At 56.3% G+C, this 17,110-nt stretch carries 18 protein-coding genes; 9 read left to right on the forward strand and 9 right to left on the reverse strand.

All coding sequences use genetic code 11. The features are described from left to right. Positions 1–258: hypothetical protein (locus IBX51_RS11430; protein ID WP_291831373.1), on the forward strand; the 258-nt coding region annotated here is incomplete at its 5' end. On the opposite strand, the gene IBX51_RS11435 is transcribed toward IBX51_RS11430, so the two are convergent. The 3 genes from IBX51_RS11435 to IBX51_RS11445 form a co-directional block, all read right to left on the reverse strand. After that, entirely contained in the window at positions 247–504 is a 258-nt protein-coding gene (locus IBX51_RS11435) for a hypothetical protein (RefSeq protein ID WP_291831374.1), read from the reverse strand. The two genes, IBX51_RS11430 and IBX51_RS11435, sit on opposite strands and share 12 nt — an antisense overlap. Before the next feature lie 49 nt (positions 505–553). Beyond that, a complete protein-coding gene (locus tag IBX51_RS11440) occupies positions 554–751 on the reverse strand; it encodes a hypothetical protein (RefSeq protein WP_291831375.1) in 198 nt (65 codons plus the stop codon). A 75-nt stretch (positions 752–826) separates the two neighbouring features. Further along, a complete protein-coding gene (locus IBX51_RS11445; RefSeq protein ID WP_291831376.1) occupies positions 827–1,795 on the reverse strand; it encodes a hypothetical protein in 969 nt (322 codons plus the stop codon). Between the two features lie 174 nt (positions 1,796–1,969). Between IBX51_RS11445 and purE the strand changes: the two genes are divergently transcribed. The 6 genes from purE to IBX51_RS11475 all read left to right on the forward strand — a co-directional run bounded on the left by purE (position 1,970) and on the right by IBX51_RS11475 (position 9,325). Beyond that, the gene (purE, locus tag IBX51_RS11450; RefSeq protein WP_291831377.1) at positions 1,970–2,461 is read left to right on the forward strand and encodes a 5-(carboxyamino)imidazole ribonucleotide mutase; all 492 of its coding nucleotides are present in this window, start codon (positions 1,970–1,972) and stop codon (positions 2,459–2,461) included. Between the two features lie 177 nt (positions 2,462–2,638). After that, entirely contained in the window at positions 2,639–3,757 is a 1,119-nt protein-coding gene (locus IBX51_RS11455; RefSeq protein WP_291831378.1) for a 5-(carboxyamino)imidazole ribonucleotide synthase, read from the forward strand. Between the two features lie 71 nt (positions 3,758–3,828). Further along, positions 3,829–4,407: a superoxide dismutase [Fe] gene (gene sodB, locus IBX51_RS11460; protein ID WP_291831379.1), complete on the forward strand. Its 579-nt coding sequence runs from the start codon at positions 3,829–3,831 to the stop codon at positions 4,405–4,407. 250 nt (positions 4,408–4,657) lie between these two features. Beyond that, positions 4,658–6,718 carry a bifunctional diguanylate cyclase/phosphodiesterase gene (locus tag IBX51_RS11465; RefSeq protein ID WP_291831380.1) on the forward strand — a complete coding sequence of 687 codons (2,061 nt, stop codon included), beginning with the start codon at positions 4,658–4,660 and terminating at the stop codon, positions 6,716–6,718. A gap of 23 nt (positions 6,719–6,741) precedes the next feature. Next, entirely contained in the window at positions 6,742–7,329 is a 588-nt protein-coding gene (locus IBX51_RS11470; protein WP_291831382.1) for a LemA family protein, read from the forward strand. A 10-nt stretch (positions 7,330–7,339) separates the two neighbouring features. After that, complete coding sequence (locus IBX51_RS11475) at positions 7,340–9,325, forward strand: M48 family metallopeptidase (protein ID WP_291831383.1); 1,986 nt, start codon at positions 7,340–7,342, stop codon at positions 9,323–9,325. Between the two features lie 51 nt (positions 9,326–9,376). On the opposite strand, the gene gspD is transcribed toward IBX51_RS11475, so the two are convergent. The 6 genes from gspD to IBX51_RS11505 all read right to left on the reverse strand — a co-directional run bounded on the left by gspD (position 9,377) and on the right by IBX51_RS11505 (position 15,933). Further along, a complete protein-coding gene (gene gspD, locus IBX51_RS11480) occupies positions 9,377–11,329 on the reverse strand; it encodes a type II secretion system secretin GspD (protein WP_291831384.1) in 1,953 nt (650 codons plus the stop codon). 32 nt (positions 11,330–11,361) lie between these two features. Then, the gene (locus tag IBX51_RS11485) at positions 11,362–12,216 is read right to left on the reverse strand and encodes a type II secretion system protein N (RefSeq protein ID WP_291831385.1); all 855 of its coding nucleotides are present in this window, start codon (positions 12,214–12,216) and stop codon (positions 11,362–11,364) included. Position 12,217: 1 nt separating this feature from the next. Then, a complete protein-coding gene (gspN, locus tag IBX51_RS11490) occupies positions 12,218–13,009 on the reverse strand; it encodes a type II secretion system protein N (protein ID WP_291831386.1) in 792 nt (263 codons plus the stop codon). Between the two features lie 167 nt (positions 13,010–13,176). After that, positions 13,177–14,829 carry a chaperonin GroEL gene (gene groL / locus IBX51_RS11495; protein WP_291831387.1) on the reverse strand — a complete coding sequence of 551 codons (1,653 nt, stop codon included), beginning with the start codon at positions 14,827–14,829 and terminating at the stop codon, positions 13,177–13,179. A gap of 75 nt (positions 14,830–14,904) precedes the next feature. Continuing rightward, entirely contained in the window at positions 14,905–15,192 is a 288-nt protein-coding gene (groES, locus tag IBX51_RS11500) for a co-chaperone GroES (protein ID WP_291831388.1), read from the reverse strand. Positions 15,193–15,393: 201 nt separating this feature from the next. Continuing rightward, positions 15,394–15,933 carry an FxsA family protein gene (locus IBX51_RS11505; protein WP_291831390.1) on the reverse strand — a complete coding sequence of 180 codons (540 nt, stop codon included), beginning with the start codon at positions 15,931–15,933 and terminating at the stop codon, positions 15,394–15,396. A gap of 72 nt (positions 15,934–16,005) precedes the next feature. On the opposite strand from IBX51_RS11505, the gene IBX51_RS11510 reads away from it, so the two are divergent. Both IBX51_RS11510 and IBX51_RS11515 read left to right on the forward strand, forming a co-directional pair. After that, a complete protein-coding gene (locus IBX51_RS11510; protein ID WP_291831391.1) occupies positions 16,006–16,767 on the forward strand; it encodes an SDR family oxidoreductase in 762 nt (253 codons plus the stop codon). Positions 16,768–16,790: 23 nt separating this feature from the next. Then, the coding region (locus IBX51_RS11515) for an MGMT family protein (protein WP_291831392.1) at positions 16,791–17,110 on the forward strand (320 nt) is incomplete at its 3' end.

Genomic DNA, 17,110 nt, shown 5'->3' on the forward strand with positions numbered 1-17,110 from the left:
AACCCCCGACCCTCGCCTTGTAAGGGCGATGCTCTCCCAGCTGAGCTAACCACCCACTTTGCGCTTTACTGTTCTTCAAGCTCAAAGCAGTCACTCGTTGCGCTTCTGGCGCTTGCTGATTCAGCACTGCTGCATCAACCAAGTGAGACGCGCATTTTAAGCATTTCGCTCACAGAGTCAAATGTTTTCCGGAAATTTGATGATATTTTTCTGACACCCTTAAATCTGAGCATTTATTACTCAAAATCAGGAGCTTGAGCCAGATTTATTGCTGCCAGGAAAGGGCCTGATCACACCACGCTTGTGCCCAGCCTGCTCGCCTTTACTCCGCAACGCCAACTCACTCACCTGAGCACGTCGCTCCCCCGGCACCGCCTGATCCGCCAATGATCGATTCAGATCATCCAGCTTTGATCTGACATCTCGCCAGGACTCCTCAAGGTAGGGCGTTAACTTGCCCGCTATTTTCTCGATCCGAAACACAACATTATCTTTTAGCGACATTGTTTTTATCTCACTGAAGCCGGTCAACTTCAGTGTAGTCAAGGCTGGCTCAGAAAATCCACCAACCACCGCCAGAGTCGGCCTTATCACGTTGCTTCCGTTCGAGCTTTAATCGCGCGTAATCCCGCTCGAGGGCTTCAAGCTCCAGTGCCCGCGCCTCCTTCAATTCGGCCTTGCGCTTCTCATAGTCTTTATCTTCATTAGCCTCAACAATCGAGGTCGCTGCCTGATTGGGGGGCCAACGCATGGCGATATGGCGCTCACCCGGCTTTACCTCAAGTCAGGTAAAACTGATGGTGCAGCCAGACAACGCCATCACACCCTAACGGGCGGACACCTCCGAACGCAGCTGATTCACTTCCTCTGACAGCCGGACCAGCCGGGATGTCAGTTGCGACCGGGACGAATCGACCGCATCCACCGTCCGCTTCATCTCAGAAATCTGCTCTCGCAAAGTCTGCAAGTCGCCACCACCCGCCATCGAACCCATATCCCGCTGCAGAGCAGAAATCTGACTCTCCAGACCGCCGATCGTCAGCTGCTGCTCTTGCTCAAATCGACGAATCCGGCTCTCGATTACTTGATCAACATCGCCAATCTGCTGACCAAGCCGGGTCAGCTGGCCCGCCGCCTCCTGATCGGCCTGCTCCAAAACAGCAACAGAATCATCAAGCCGCTGAGTCAACTGAGCCAAATCCCCAGACAGTGATGCGCGAGCCTGCTCCAACGTCGTTTTCAGGTCAGCCATCGACTTATCGGCCTCAACAAACTGACCATCCAGCCCCGAAAGCCGCTGCTGGTGCTCGTCAAGACGCTTTTTGTTGCGCTCATTAGCAATCACCCACAGCTTACGTATCTCGCTATCGGCCGCATCCAGCCGCTGGTTGTTACCCGCAATTTTCTCCTCCAGAGAAGCGCCCCGCTCCTGCAGCGACTCTCCGGTTTCTGACAGCTCCCCCTCAAACCGAGCCAACGCCAGCTTACTCTGCCGCGCCCAGTAATCAGCCTCCTCCAACTGCCCTTCCAGAGCCTGAATCCGGCTTTCCTGAGCGTACCAGCCCGCACCCGCGCCGGCAGCCACCACCAGAAACAACACCCAAACCAAAGCCGAGCTCCCTCCACTACCACCGCTGCCGGCAGACCTCGGTGCTTTGGGCGGCTTCGGCGGCTTGACTGGTTTGTCCTGCTTAACTGATGACGCCTTCTTCTGACCTTCGGGCTTCTTGCGCTCGGCACCCCCGATGGGTGGTTCTGCTCTCAGCTCATCGTCGTCCGGGCGGATGGGTTCCATTACAACTCCTGAATAGGGATGGTCAAAACGTTCATCCGGATAATACCCGCACTTGAGCGCGGGTTGAAATGAACCCTTATAAAGATTGGCCAGAGTAGGCCGTCGTCTGTGTTGCATGGCCAGTGGGCAAAACATACAATGGCCGGCTTTCCAATTATCTCAGGACAGTTGCATATGCAGCCGCTTGTAGGACTGATCATGGGCTCGAAATCTGACTGGCCCACCATGGAACACGCCGCCGACATGCTCGACAAACTCGGCGTACCCTACGAAACCCGGGTAGTCTCCGCCCACCGCACACCTGACCTACTCTTTGACTACGCCAAAACCGCCTCAGATCGCGGCCTGAAAGTCATCATCGCAGGTGCCGGCGGTGCCGCACACCTGCCCGGGATGGTTGCCTCGCAAACCTCCCTGCCGGTGCTGGGGGTTCCCGTTCAGTCCAAAGCACTAAACGGCCTGGACTCGCTGCTGTCTATCGTCCAGATGCCGGGTGGCATCGCCGTCGGCACCCTGGCCATCGGCAAAGCCGGGGCCACCAATGCAGGCCTGCTGGCAGCGCAGATTATTGGTACGTCTCACGACAACGTCCGCAAAGCCGTTGATGAGTTCAGGGCAACGCAGACACAAACGATTCTGGACAATCCTGATCCAAAGGATCAGTGAAGCCAACGCTCAAGGCAGAATGAGCAGGTCGGGCAGGGCTTTCCAAAACTGTGCGGAGCCATGGATGGCGGAGCCCAAGCGTCACATGGATGTGCCGTAGGAGCGTGTTTTGGAAAGCCCTGCCCGACCTGCTCACACCACCGATGCAAGAGCCGAAACAGCCGTAGGAGATTCAGAATGAGAATTGGTGTATTGGGCGCCGGCCAACTCGGCCGTATGCTCGCCCTCGCCGGATACCCGCTGGCAAAAGACTTCGTCTTCTACGACATGTCCGGCAGCCCCAGCGCCGGCCTCGGTGAAGTCATCATCGACCGAGACGGCCAATATCTTGACGACTTCCTGTCTCGGGTAGACCGCGTCACCTACGAATTCGAACACCTGCCCGTAGACGTCGCAGAAAAACTGGCCAAACGCACCACCGTACACCCCAGCCCCCGGGCACTGCAGGTCTGCCAGAACCGGGAAGCCGAAAAAACCCTATTCAGACAGCTAGGCATCCCCACCCCCGAGTGGCAAGTGGCTGACAGCGCCGATTCCCTGAAAGCCGCCGCCGAAGCACTGGGCTGCCCGGTCGTCGCAAAGTCCATCACTGAAGGCTACGATGGCAAAGGCCAGGCCGTTCTGAAAACACCGGAAGATGCAGACACCGCCTGGGCCAGCATCGGGCACCCCAGGGTCATCGTCGAAAAATTTGTGAACTTCCGCCGCGAAGTCTCCATCATTGCCGTACGCGCCGAAGACGGCGAGGTTGCCTTCTATCCGATCGCCGAAAATACCCACCACGAAGGCATCCTGCGCTATTCCATCGCGCCAGCACCCGGCCTGGAACCCCACGTTCAGCAAGACGCCGAAAAATACATCAAATCGCTACTGAACGAATTAGACTACGTAGGCGTATTAACATTAGAGCTGTTTGAAACCACCGAAGGTCTGGTCGCCAACGAAATGGCACCCAGAGTGCACAACTCTGGCCACTGGACCATCGAGGGTGCCATGACCAGCCAATTTGAAAACCACATTCGCGCCGTCAGCGGCCACGCGCTGGGCAATGTTCAAGCGCGGGGGCTCAGTTGCATGATCAACATCATTGGCGAACATGGCGACATTGAACGTATTCTGGAGCTGCCTTACACCCACGTTCACCTTTATAACAAGGGAGAACGCCCGGGGCGCAAACTGGGACACGTGAACATCCTGGCAGACAGCTACGAAGAGCTGGTTTGGCGAGTCAGAAACTGCGTGCAGTTTCTGCCCGGCAGCCCCGAGTTTAAAAGCACGCTCACAACAAGGGGTTGATTTAGCTCAAATCGCCCCTATATTGCTGTGACGTACATTCATATAAACCGAGAGACAGGGAGAACGACCTCATGGCATTTGAACTTCCCGCACTGCCTTATGAAAAGAACGCACTGGAGCCGCACATTTCCCAGGAAACCCTGGAATACCATTACGGCAAGCACCACCAGACCTACGTAACCAAGTTGAACGGCTTGATTGATGGCACTGACAATGCCAACAAATCGCTGGAAGACATCATCAAGAGTGCCAGCGGCCCGCTGTTCAACAACGCGGCCCAGGTGTGGAACCACACGTTCTACTGGAACTGCCTGAGCCCGAATGGTGGTGGCGAGCCAACTGGCGCAGCCAAAGAAGCCATCGAGAAAGCGTTCGGCTCGTTCGAAGAATTCAAAAAAGAATTCAACGACAAAGCCGCCAACAACTTCGGCTCAGCCTGGACCTGGCTGGTCAAGAAAGCTGACGGCAGCGTTGCCATCGTCAATACCAGCAATGCAGAAACTCCGCTGACCGGCGCCGACAAGCCCGTGCTGACCGTCGACGTTTGGGAACACGCCTACTACATCGACTACCGGAACAGCCGTCCAAACTACCTGGAAGCTTTCTGGAACCTGGTCAACTGGGATTTCGTGAACGAAAACCTGGCCTGATCACAGCCATACCGGGTGGGGCCATCGGTCTCCACCCGAACAAACGCCCGCCTGGGAATTCCGGCGGGCGTTTGCGTTTCTGAAAGCGACTAAATAGCTACAAATAGAAACACGCCACGCCTTAAATCTCTGAAAAAATCAGCCATACTCCCTGCAGTTGCGAGCAAACTGAACCATACTGTCATACACGAGGTAGGCTCTACGCCGACCCTAAAAAACAACTCGGACAGATGAGCCACCAGACATCGGCATGCAAAAAGCGTTCAAAGTTGAAAATCACCTTGGTTACCAGATACTGCGCTGGATTCTCCTTGTCGCCCTGCTGACCGGCGTACTGGTCAGCGCCATCCAGGTAGTCCTTGATGCCAACCGGGTATCCAAAGATTTGGAACACCAGGCGGCCCAAACCATGGCCATGGTTCGTGATTCAGCCACTCAAGCAGTGTTCAGCATTGACGATATTCTGGCCCAACAAGTCGTTGATGGCCTGTTTGCCTTAGAACCCATCCACCTGGCTCGCATTTCCCATCCAGATGGTGATCAGCTCGGGGGCAGGTTAAGGCCGCTCCAGGACCGGGCGTTTCGCCCAATCACAGACCCGATCTTTGGTAGCATCCGGGAATACCGCGAAAGCCTTCACCGGGGCATCAGCCCAGACGCCATCTACGGTTACCTGGAGGTGCACTACGACACCGCCCCGTTTGCCGAGAACTGGCTCAACCGTGCCTTGATCACTTTTGCGTCTGGCGTTGCCCTGGCGCTCATTCTGGGACTGGTTCTGTTTGTTGTGTTCTATCTGCTGTTAACGCGCCCGCTGCTGCGCATCGTTCAATCCGTTCGTAAGGTGGACCCAGATCACCCCGATGATCACCTGATCGCTATTCCAGAAGGCCACCGCGCAGATGAACTCGGGCTGTGGGTAAATGCCACCAACAACCTGCTGGTCTCTATCGGCGACAGCCAGAAAAAACATCGGGAAGCCGAAGACAGGGTCAGCCGGCTGGCCCGCTACGATACCCTGACCGGCCTGTCCAGCCGGGATGCTTTCATGGAAGAGCTGCAGTCTGACATTACAGCTGCCCGTGACAACCATGCCTCTCTGGCCCTTATAGTTTGCGGCATTGATGACTTCAAATCTGTAAACGAACAGTGCGGCTTCCGTGCCGGCGACACCACTCTGCAGACGGTTGCCAGCCGGCTAACCGCCAACCTCCCCAGCGATCGTTTCAACATTGCGCGCCTTGGCAGTGATCAGTTTGTGGTTGTGGAGAAGTTGCTTCGTGATGGCTTTCAGGCGGCAGACACGGCCGAGAAACTGCTTGCCAGCTTTGCCTCGCCGATTAACGCGGGCAACCATCGTATTTCAATGACCGCCACACTGGGCATTGCGCTCTACCCCTCAGATGCCGATCAGGCTGACCGCTTGCTGCAAAGCGCCGAACAAACCATGACTCTGGCCAAACAGAATGGGCACAACCACTTCCAGTTTTATGTGGCCAGCATCGACCAGGAAATCCGTGAACGGAAACAACTGGAAAAAGACCTGAGCAATGCTTTGATTAATCACGAGCTATATCTGGTTTATCAACCCCAGATCAATCTTGAGACCAAACGCGTAATCGGTGCCGAGGCACTGCTCCGCTGGAAGCATCCCGAGCGAGGCCTGATCCCGCCAGACGACTTCATTCCGGTGGCGGAGTCGAACGGAGCCATCGTCGAGATTGGTCAGTGGGTATTAGATCAGGCCTGCTGGCAAGCGGCGCGCTGGTCGAGTGAAGGCTCACCTTTGCGGATTGCGGTCAATTTGTCTGCCGTTCAGCTTCGCCAAGAGTCGATTGTTGACGACATCCTGAACACGCTGCAGCGCCACAACATACCCGCCGGGCGCCTGGAACTGGAAGTCACGGAAACCAGCTTCATGACTAACCTTACCGACGCCGTCGCCAAACTGCATCGACTGCACAGAGCCGGCATCAGTATTGCTGTGGACGATTTTGGCACCGGGTATTCGTCGCTAACCTACCTCAAAAAAATGCCGGTGCAGCACCTCAAGATCGACAAGCAGTTTATCCGTGATCTGCTGGTTAACGAGGAAGACACCCGAATTGCCAACACCATCATCGATCTTGGCAAGAGCCTGAACCTGACGGTAGTGGCCGAAGGCGTAGAAACGGCGGAACAGGAATACTATCTCAGCCAGCGGGGCTGTAAACTCGCGCAGGGGTATTTTTTCAGCAAACCACTGCCGCCACGAGAATTTGAGATCTTTGTGCAGACTTTCCACGCCCGAATCGTGGAAAATGACGCCTGAACCTTCAGCTTTGAGGAATTGTCATGGGAACAACTGTCATCGGCCTTATTGTAGTTGCCGTTGTCATTATTTATCTGGTGGTTATTTATAACAACCTGGTATCGCTGCGCAATCAGTTCAAAAACGGCTTCGCGCAGATTGACGTTCAACTGCAGCGCCGCCACGATTTGATCCCTAATCTGGTCGAGGCCGCCAAAGGCTACCTGGATCATGAGAAATCTACGCTCACTCAGGTGATGCAAGCCCGCAACAACGCGGTCAGCGCACAGAAAGATGCTGCCAAAGACCCAGGCGATGGCACCAAAATCCAGCGACTTGGTAGTGCCGAGAATCTGCTCACCAAGGCCCTGGCTAACTTCTATGCGGTCTCCGAGAACTACCCGGAGCTGAAAGCCAATGAAACCATCCAGCAACTGATGGAAGAGCTTTCCAGCACAGAAAATCGCGTCGCGTTTGCCCGTCAGGCGTATAACGATGGCGTGATGAGCTACAACATCTTCCGCGAAAAATTTCCCAACAACCTGGTAGCCGGTATGTTTGCCTTCAAGGAAACTGCCCAGCTGCAACTGGAGACTCCGGAAGCTCGCCAGGCACCAAAAGTCAGCTTCTGAGGCCTGAACCATGGCAAATCCCGGTTTCTTTGAGCGCCAGGCCCATGCCCGGCGCAATACCGGCCTGTTGGTCTTTCTTTTCCTGACCGCCGTTATCCTGATCACCCTGGCCGTTTGCCTGGTCGGCTACCTCGTTACCCGCAGTCAGAGTTCCGCTCTACCCTTCCACCAATGGCTGATATCCAGCCACGGGCTCACTACCGCCATCGCAGTGGTGCTGCTCGTCGGTATTGGCTCACTGGTGCGCTGGGCGGACCTGGCCGGTGGCGGCAGTCGCGTTGCAAAAATGGTCGGAGCGCGACTGATCGAGCCAGACACCAACGACACCGAAGAGCGCAAATTACGCAACATTGTTGAAGAAATGGCCATCGCCAGCGGCGTATCCGTGCCAGACCTGTACGTGATGGACAGCGAAACAAGCATTAACGCCTTTGTCGCCGGCTACACTCCCGGTGAGGCCGTTATGGTAGTTACCCACGGTGCCCTTACACACCTGACCCGGGATGAGCTGCAAGGCGTTGTAGCCCATGAGTTCAGCCACATATTGAACGGGGACATGCGAATCAACGTTCGGTTGATCGCTCTGCTGGCCGGCATTCTGATGCTTGGCCAGATTGGGCTTTTTATGATCAGAGCGGGCTTTTACAGCGGTGCACGCAGCCGTAATCGTGACGGACGTGCCCAGGCCGCCATCGGCCTTATTGGACTTGCCTTACTGATCATCGGCTATGTCGGCGTGTTCTTTGGGCGGCTTATTCAGGCAGCGGTGTCCAGGCAGCGCGAAATGCTGGCTGATGCCTCATCGGTGCAGTTCACCCGGAACCCGGAAGGTATTGGCGGGGCATTGTTCAAGATCGGCATGAAAGGCGGTTACCTTGACACCACCAGTCACGCCAGCGACATGAACCACATGTGTTTTGGCGAGTCAGCCCGAATGAAGTTTAGTTCTCTGCTGGCCTCACACCCCCCCGTCAATGAACGCATCAACGCCATCCAACCGGGCATGCTCGCGCGCCTGCGCAGTCGGCTTAGAGACACAGAACCCGGCCAGAATCTTCGCCAGGACAACCAAGCACAAGCAGCCGGGCGTGCAGGCCCGGGCGACCTGGTCAATCACCTTGTGGAACCGGCCAGAGGCAGAACAAGAGGCAGCTCCTCTCCCATACGCTCGTCATTGACTGGAGATACTCCGCAACCACCAGCAAAACTTTCAACCCGAGTAGGCACGATCAACCCCCAAAGCGAAGCGTTTGCCGCCCATCTGCTGAATCAGCTACCCGCAACCTTCCGCAACCTGCTCTACACTCGCGCTGGCGCCATTCAGCTTTGCTATGGCCTGCTGATCTACGATCTCGCCCAGAATGACCAGAAAGACAGACTCCGGTTGATTCCCCAGCATTCTTTGCTGGGCGGCCAACAAGACCTACTCGACAAGATGTTACCAGCACTGTCAACACTGGGTGAGGCCGCAAGATTCCCGATTCTGGAACTGGCTATGCCGGCGCTGCGTAAACTGGACCCGGAGGAACGGGACACTTTACTGGAAAACATCCAGAAGTTAGTCGCAGCGGATAATCGGGTCAGCCTCTTTGAACTGGCGTTGACCACCTTTCTTGACCGCCACCTGAGCGACGGTGCGGAGCGGGTTATACCGGTCAAGTACCGGAACTATCGCCAGGTGTTACCCGCCATTCAACGTTTGCTAAGCCTGTTTGCCCGAGCAGGCACTGAATCAACTGATGACGCCGACAAGCTGTATATGGACGCCATGGCAGGGTTTGGTGCCGGCAGCGAAGAGAGTCGGGCAGAGAAGATTTCTATGCGGGAATTACGAGAAACCCTGGAGGTACTGAACCGGCTGTCGCCACTTTTGAAGCCCGCCGTGATCGACGCCTGTGGTTACTGCGTTACCCACGATGGCCGGGTGGATGTCCGGGAGTATGAACTCATGCGACTGGTGGCCGACCAGCTGGACTGCCCGATGCCACCGCTCTAGAGTCAGTTTACAGGGTCTGTCCCCGCATGGGGACTGACCCTTTAGACCCTATTACTCCCTGCGCCCCTGGAACAACATCTCAACGGTTGGCTGATCCTCTGGTGCGGGCAAGCCAAGCTTTTGGCGCACCTCCAGATTCACATCCCATAGCTGATTGAACTTTTCTGTCGTCGCCGCAACGCTGTCGTCTCTGCCAAGCATGATGGTCGGGCGCAAGAAAACCAGCAGGTTACGCTTTACCCGAGTCTCCGACTCGGAGGAGAACAGCCGACCCAACACGGGAATATCGCCCAGAAGGGGAACCTTGCTCTTGTTAACCTGAAAATCATCTTTGATCAGGCCACCCAGAACCACGGTTTCGCCGTCATCCGCCAGTACGGTAGTCTTGATCTCACGCTTGTTGGTGATCAGGTCTGACGCACCAGCCACAGTGGTGGTGGAGATGTCTTCGGTGGTCTGCTCAACCACCAATCTCACCAAACCATCGGCACTGATAGTTGGCGTCACTTTCAGAGACAGGCCTACATCACGGCGCTCGATGGTGGTGAACGGGTTTGACAAGCCATCACCGGTCGTCGCGGACTGACCGGTCCGGAAAGGCACGTTCTGACCCACGATGATCTCAGATTCCTGATTATCCAACGTAATGATACTGGGCGTCGATAACAGGTTGGCCGCAGAGGAAGACGACAGTGCCTGAATCAACACTCCCCAGGTCAAGCCATTCCGATCGCGCTGGCCCGCACCCAAGGTGATACCGCCACCAAGCTGGGGCAAGGTGTCGCCCACCAAGGCACCGATCACTGAATTCAGACCCAGCATACCCTCGCCACTGGTCAGATTAGTGCCCATCACCGGGAATGAACTGGCCGACTCATCGCCAGCGGCCAATTGCACACCCAGCTGATCACCCAGCTCATCGCTGATCTCGACAATCGCCGCTTCAATCATCACCTGAGCGCGTCGAATATCCAGCGCTGCGACAATCTGTTCCGCTTCTTGCATCAGGGAGGGCTCGCCTCTCACAACCAGAGCGTTAAGCCCCTCATCCGCGAACACCGAAAAGTTTGCAGAACGACTCCCGGCACCACCACCAGCAGATGACCCGCCGCCACTCGCCTCCCGAGCCACCTCGCCCATCACACCTTTCAGAATCTCCGTCAGGCTTTTGGCGTCGGCGTGTTTCAGGCGTATCACCTTGGTGGTGCCGCCCGTTGCCGACGGCTGGTCCAATTGGCGGATCAGACCACGCATTTTGTCGCGGAAGGTTTCATCACCGCGCAGGATTAGACGGTTGCTGCGTTCATCGGCGGTCAAACTATATTTACGGGCGGAGGCATCGCCGCCGGAACGACGCAGCTCGTCTGGCGCCAACTCCTGCAGCAATTTCACCATGTCGCCGACCCAGGCTTCCTTCAGCTGAATCACTTCCACTTCGTATTTAGACGGGCTGTCCAGCTCACGCACGATCTGCTCAATGCGCTGAATGTTGGAGGAATGGTCACTGATAATCAGGGCATTCGCGGCAGCCACACCCGCCAGGTGCCCATACTTGGCCACCAGTGGACGAAGAATCGGCACCAGTTCAAGGGCGTTGGCGTTGTCGATCTGGATTACCCGGGTAATCAGTTGCTCGGAGGGAATAACCTCAAAGCGATCCAGAATTTCGGCAGACTGCTTGGCGTCTACCTGCTGAATCACTTTGATCACCTCTTCGCCGGGAATCGCGGTAAATCCATGTACGTTCAATACGGCCAGAAACAGGTCATAAATTTCATGCTTGTTCATCGGCGCACTGGAAAGCACCGTCACCTTGCCCTTAACCCGAGGGTCTACCACAAAACTGTACCCGGTAATGTCGGCTACCTGGGTCACAAATGCCCGGATGTCGGCATCTTTGAGGTTCAGCCTCCAGGTTTCATCCTGCGCGTGCGCTACCGATAAAATCGGCAATAGAAGGAGAAACAAGAGAGTCCGGAGCAAGTTTGTCTTGTGAATGTACATCTGGCGATATCGTCCTGTTGTATTGTTCCCGATCAGCGCCACTGTTCGGGTATTGCATAGCTGACGGTAAGTATGGAGCCGTCCCGCTCTATTTCGATATCCAGCTGAGCCTGGTTGCGCCAGTCCTCCAGCAAGGATTTGTCTTGTTGTATATCACCCAGGCGTTGGCCATTAATAGCCGTGATGACATCGCCCTGGCGCAGGTTGACCGCGTTCAGCATCGGGTTAGAGCCATCGTAGACGTAGCCCGAAAAACCGCTGTCATCGGCTGGCTGCAAACCGTAGGCCGCCAGGGCCGCCGCGCCCTGAGCATCCAATTGCTGCCGGGCTCCGGCCAAAAAGTCGTCCGGTGATTCTGCCGGCTGTGGCGTTGCTTCCGCAACCATTACCGAAGAATCCAGTTGCTCCTCAAACGCGAGCGACTCGTATCGGCCACCTCGACGAATCAGAATCCGATCTGACTCTACCTCAGCCAACTCAGCATTACCCGGCAAACTCTCACCAACCCGATAATATTCGGTTTCGCCGTTACTGCCGGCCACTATAGCACCGGAGTCTTCCGGTCGCTGCCCTATCAGCACGCCTTCAAGCCGCAACCGGAGCCCGGTTTCCGGGGCGGTGCGGCGCACAGCCTCGGCAACGCCCGCCTGCCGCTCAGGCCGGCCAAAAAAGTCATAACCCGCAATCGACATCTGCGGCACTCTGCTTTGCCCCGCTGACGGCCCCATCATCTGGGCCGGCGCATCAGGTACCGGCCGGTCAGACCAGGCGTATAACCAGGTCAGCTTGGCCAGAACAACGCCAAGATACACCACCAGCATGACTAACAGCAGATTAGCCAACACCCGGGAAAGCCTTTCCTGATGACGCAATGCCAGCCCAGCCATCTCAAAGCCCGCCCGGCAGCAGGGGCTGGCGCACACGGAACACCACGTCGCCTGGGCGGGCCGTGTCTGGCCACGGTTGTTGAGCCAGATCTACCATGCGTTTGTAAACGCGAACTTCCATCATGCCATTCCACAGAACACTGGCGTCTGCTGCCGGGCCGTCAGCACCCTGCTCTATCACCGTCAACGCAACGCCTCCGTCAGTGGTATTCAGGTTTGCCTGCATCGGCGGGAACGTCGCCTGACCGGTCTGACTGCCCATTGGCCAGGTCACCAGACCGCCGTCCCACCGGCCCAGGCCGTCCGCCCGCTGCAAGCGATTGCCATCCCAAACCAGTTGTAGGCGATCAATGTTCACCAGTCCGTCAATCATGGCACCGCCACTCTGGCGAATCAGATCCTCAAATTCTGCAACAGCAATCTGCCCACGGGCCGTCACATCCAGCCGGCCCGGCCACCCGATACTGGCAGCCCCTTCTACCCGGGATTGTGACGAAGCCAAAGAAAAACCGACCGGTAACTGCAATCCGCTGATCGTAGGCCAGCCCAACTGCCAGTGCATCCGGGCCGGAAACCCTGCCACCACCACGCCCGCGGCGCCATCCCAAAGCCGGCCAGATACCTGTCGCACCTCAACTTGTGGTGGCAACTGCACATAGCGCGACGCCTGATGCCAAACCCAGCCTGCCGGCACCCATAGCACCAGTACAACACCATAAACAATCAAACCAAGCGCCAGCAAAAGCAGCACTTTGCCAGGGCGGAGGAAGGGCTTGGGGCGGGATTCAGTCATTGAGTTTTACACGTTGTTAAACCGGTAACCGAGTCTAACAAAGCCGATGGGCAAGTTCATGACAAAAAAAACGAAAAACCCCGCGTCAGTGTGAACCAACGCGGGGTTTTCCAAGGTAGACCAGGCCAAGTCTCGAACATTGAGACCTGACCGGGATCAGGCCAGCATCACATCATGCCGCCCATGCCTCCCATTCCACCCATGCCGCCCATATCTGGCATACCGCCACCGGCCTTCTCATCTTCTGGCTCATCTGCAACCATCGCCTCAGTGGTGATGATCAGAGACGCCACGGAAGCCGCAGCCTGCAGCGCGGAACGGGTTACCTTGGCAGGGTCCAGGATACCCATTTCCAGCATGTCGCCGTATTCTTCAGTAGCAGCGTTGTAACCGAAAGCGCCCTGGCCTTCTTTTACCTTGGCCACAACGACTGAGGATTCGCCACCGGCGTTGAATACGATCTGACGCAACGGAGCTTCCATGGCGCGGCGCAGGATGTTCAAACCGGCTTTCTGCTCTTCATTGATGGCATCAACCTTGTCCAGCGCTGCTATGGCGCGGATCAGGGTAACACCACCACCGGCTACGATGCCTTCTTCAACGGCAGCGCGAGTAGAGTGCAGCGCGTCTTCAACGCGTGCCTTCTTCTCTTTCATTTCCACTTCAGAGCCGGCACCGATCTTGATAACCGCAACACCGCCAGCCAGCTTGGCCACGCGCTCTTGCAGCTTTTCTTTATCGTAATCAGAGGTGCTGTCTTCGATCTGCTTGCGGATTTGCTCAACACGGGCTTCGATGTCGCCCTGTGCGCCGGCACCGCCGATCAGAGTGGTGTTTTCCTTGGTCACGTTAACGCGCTTGGCCGTGCCCAGATCGTCCAGAGTGGTGTTCTCCAGAGTCAGGCCTACTTCTTCAGAAATGACAGTACCACCGGTCAGAATGGCGATGTCCTGCAGCATTTCCTTACGACGGTCACCAAAACCAGGCGCTTTAACCGCGTTCACTTTAACGATGCCACGCATGTTGTTCACAACCAGAGTTGCCAGCGCTTCGCCTTCGATATCTTCTGCGATAATCTGCAGCGGCTTGCCAGCCTTGGCAACCGCTTCCAGTACCGGCAGCAGTTCGCGGATGTTGGAGATTTTCTTGTCCACCAGCAGGATGTACGGGTCATCCAGCTCCGCAGACATGCTGTCCTGGTTATTGATGAAGTACGGGCTCAGGTAACCACGGTCGAACTGCATACCTTCAACCACGTCCAGCTCGTCTTCCAGGCCACGGCCTTCTTCAACGGTGATCACGCCTTCTTTTCCAACGCGCTCCATGGCATCAGCGATCAGCTGACCAATGGTTTCATCACCGTTTGCAGAGATGGTACCCACCTGCGCAATGTTGCGGCTGTCGTCGCAAGGAGTGGCCATTTCACGGATGGCTTTAACGGCTTCGGCAGTACCCTTGTCGATACCGCGCTTCAGATCCATCGGGTTCATGCCGGCAGTTACCGCCTTGATACCCTCGTTAACAATGGACTGAGCCAGAACGGTTGCGGTGGTTGTGCCGTCACCCGCGCTTTCGTTAGCCTGGGAAGCCACTTCTTTCACCATCTGGGCGCCCATGTTCTCGAACTTGTCTTTCAGCTCGATCTCTTTGGCCACAGACACACCGTCTTTGGTCACGCTGGGCGCGCCAAAAGACTTCTCCAGAACCACGTTACGGCCTTTCGGGCCGAGAGTTACCTTAACGGCGTCTGCCAGAACATTTACACCCGCGACCATACGCTTACGGGCGTTATCACCGAACTTAACTTCTTTTGCTGCCATGTTTACTATTCCTGTTCGTTAAACCGAAATAAAACCCATCGGATTAATGAGCGTTATTGCCTGTCGCTTTCGCGATCACTCAAGCACGCCGTAAATGTCGCTTTCGCTCATGATGAGCAGCTCTTCACCGTCAACTTTGACGGTGTTACCGGAATACTGGCCAAAAACAACGGTGTCACCGACTTTGACTGCCAGAGCACGGGTCTCACCATTGTCCAGAATGCGGCCGTTGCCCACAGCGATTACTTCACCCTGGGAAGGCTTTTCTTTGGCGTTACCCGGCAGCACGATGCCACCTGCAGTTTTCTCTTCTTCTTCCTTACGGCGCACGACAACTCGATCGTGTAACGGACGAATTTTCATTGCTCTGCTTCTCCAATAGCCACATCAATAATGCGGCGATGACAGTTACATGTTTAAAAGTGTCTGACCGGAAGATTCCGGCCCGACAAATTGCCCGGACTGCCAAACAGCTGCTGAACAGTGCTTGTCAGCCCGCGGCGAATCTGTGCAATGTAAATGGGGCTCAGCAAAGGCTTTTCAACACCCGGTGGCGAAAAAATTTCACTTTTTTTCGAGCCTGTCGCGGTCCGATTCGGTCTGGTCCTGATACTCCCCTTCGATAATGTCGCCGTTGGCATCCCGATCAAACGGTCGCTGCGGACCAAACGGCCCATGCTCCCCGAAAGGCCCCTGTCCGAATGGGCCGGCACCGCCACCTGCGCGGAAAGTAAAGCTGTGCCCCTGCCCTGCCACCGTCATCCGTTTCAGCGCCTTAGCGGCCAGCCAATGACGCGATCCGGGCAACAAGCAGGCAAAACCGATGGCATCCGTAATGAACCCTGGCGTCAGCAACAAGGCACCACCCACCGCCAGAATCAGCCCCTCAGCCACCTCCTTGGCCGGTAACTCTCCGCTGCTCAACCGCTGATTCGCTCGCAACAACGTAGCCAAACCTTGCTGGCGCAGCAGCCAGGCACCCATCACCGCTGTCAACAAAACCAAGCCGATGGTGTTCAACACCCCGATCATGCCGCCCACTTTAATAAGCACGACCATCTCGGCGATGGGCATAATAATGAAAAGAAAAAGGAAAACGGGCAAAATGACTCCTTATAACAATGCTCAGACACACAGAGAACCTAAAACCACTTGTTAACTTAATTAGGGCAAACCATGAAACTTCAAGATTCTGTTATTGCAATCACCGGCGGCGGCCAGGGCCTGGGCCGCGCCATGGCCGAATACCTGGCAGCCAAAGGTGCCAAAATAGCCCTCATCGACCTGATGGAAGACAAACTGGCTGAAACCGCCGATGCCTGCAAACAAGCCGGGGGCGAGGCCAAAACCTACGTTTGCAACGTCGCCAAAGAAGAACAGGTAGAAGCCACCTTCCAGACCATCATCAACGACTTTGGCCATCTGAACGGCCTGGTGAACAACGCCGGCATCCTGCGCGACGGCCTGATGGTGAAATTCAAAGACGGCAAACTCGACAAGCGCATGGAGCTGAGCCAGTGGCAGTCGGTGATCGACGTCAACCTCACTGGCGTGTTCCTGTGCGGCCGCGAAGCCGCCACCCGCATGATCGAAAACGGCGACCAGGGCGCGATCATTAACATCGCCTCCATTTCCCGCGCCGGCAACATGGGCCAGAGCAACTACTCCGCCGCCAAGGCTGGCGTATCGGCGCTGGTGCCGGTCTGGGCCAAAGAGCTGGCGCGCTATGGCATTCGCTGCATGGGTATCGCCCCCGGCTTCATCGAAACTGAAATGACGGCCTCCATGAAACCCGAAGCCCTGGAGAAAATGACTGCCGGCATTCCCCTCAAGCGCATGGGCAAGCCGGACGAAATTGCTTCCGCAGTCGCCTTTATTTTTGAGAACGACTACGTATCCGGCCGGATGATCGAAGTGGACGGTGCCCTGCGTCTCTAATGCGCAAACGCTTGAGGCTCTGAATGGACGAGTTCGATAAAGAACCGACGAAAGAGCAGAAAATCTGGCAAGTAGTGGCCGCAATCCCGGAAGGGAAAGTGGCCAGCTACGGACAGGTTGCCGCCATGGCCGGCCTGGGCCGCCAGGCGCGTTTTGTTGGCCGGGCGCTGGGCAAACTGCCCGCCGGCCACAGCATCCCCTGGCACCGGGTTATCCGCAGCAACGGCCAGATCGCGTTTCCTGAAGGCACAGAAACCTGCCAGCTTCAAACCGAGAAACTGAGACTGGAAGGGGTGGACGTGTATAAAGGAAGGGTAAGGATGAAGGACTTTCAGTGGCAGCC

Source organism: Marinobacter sp. (genome assembly GCF_014859525.1).
Taxonomy (GTDB): domain Bacteria; phylum Pseudomonadota; class Gammaproteobacteria; order Pseudomonadales; family Oleiphilaceae; genus Marinobacter.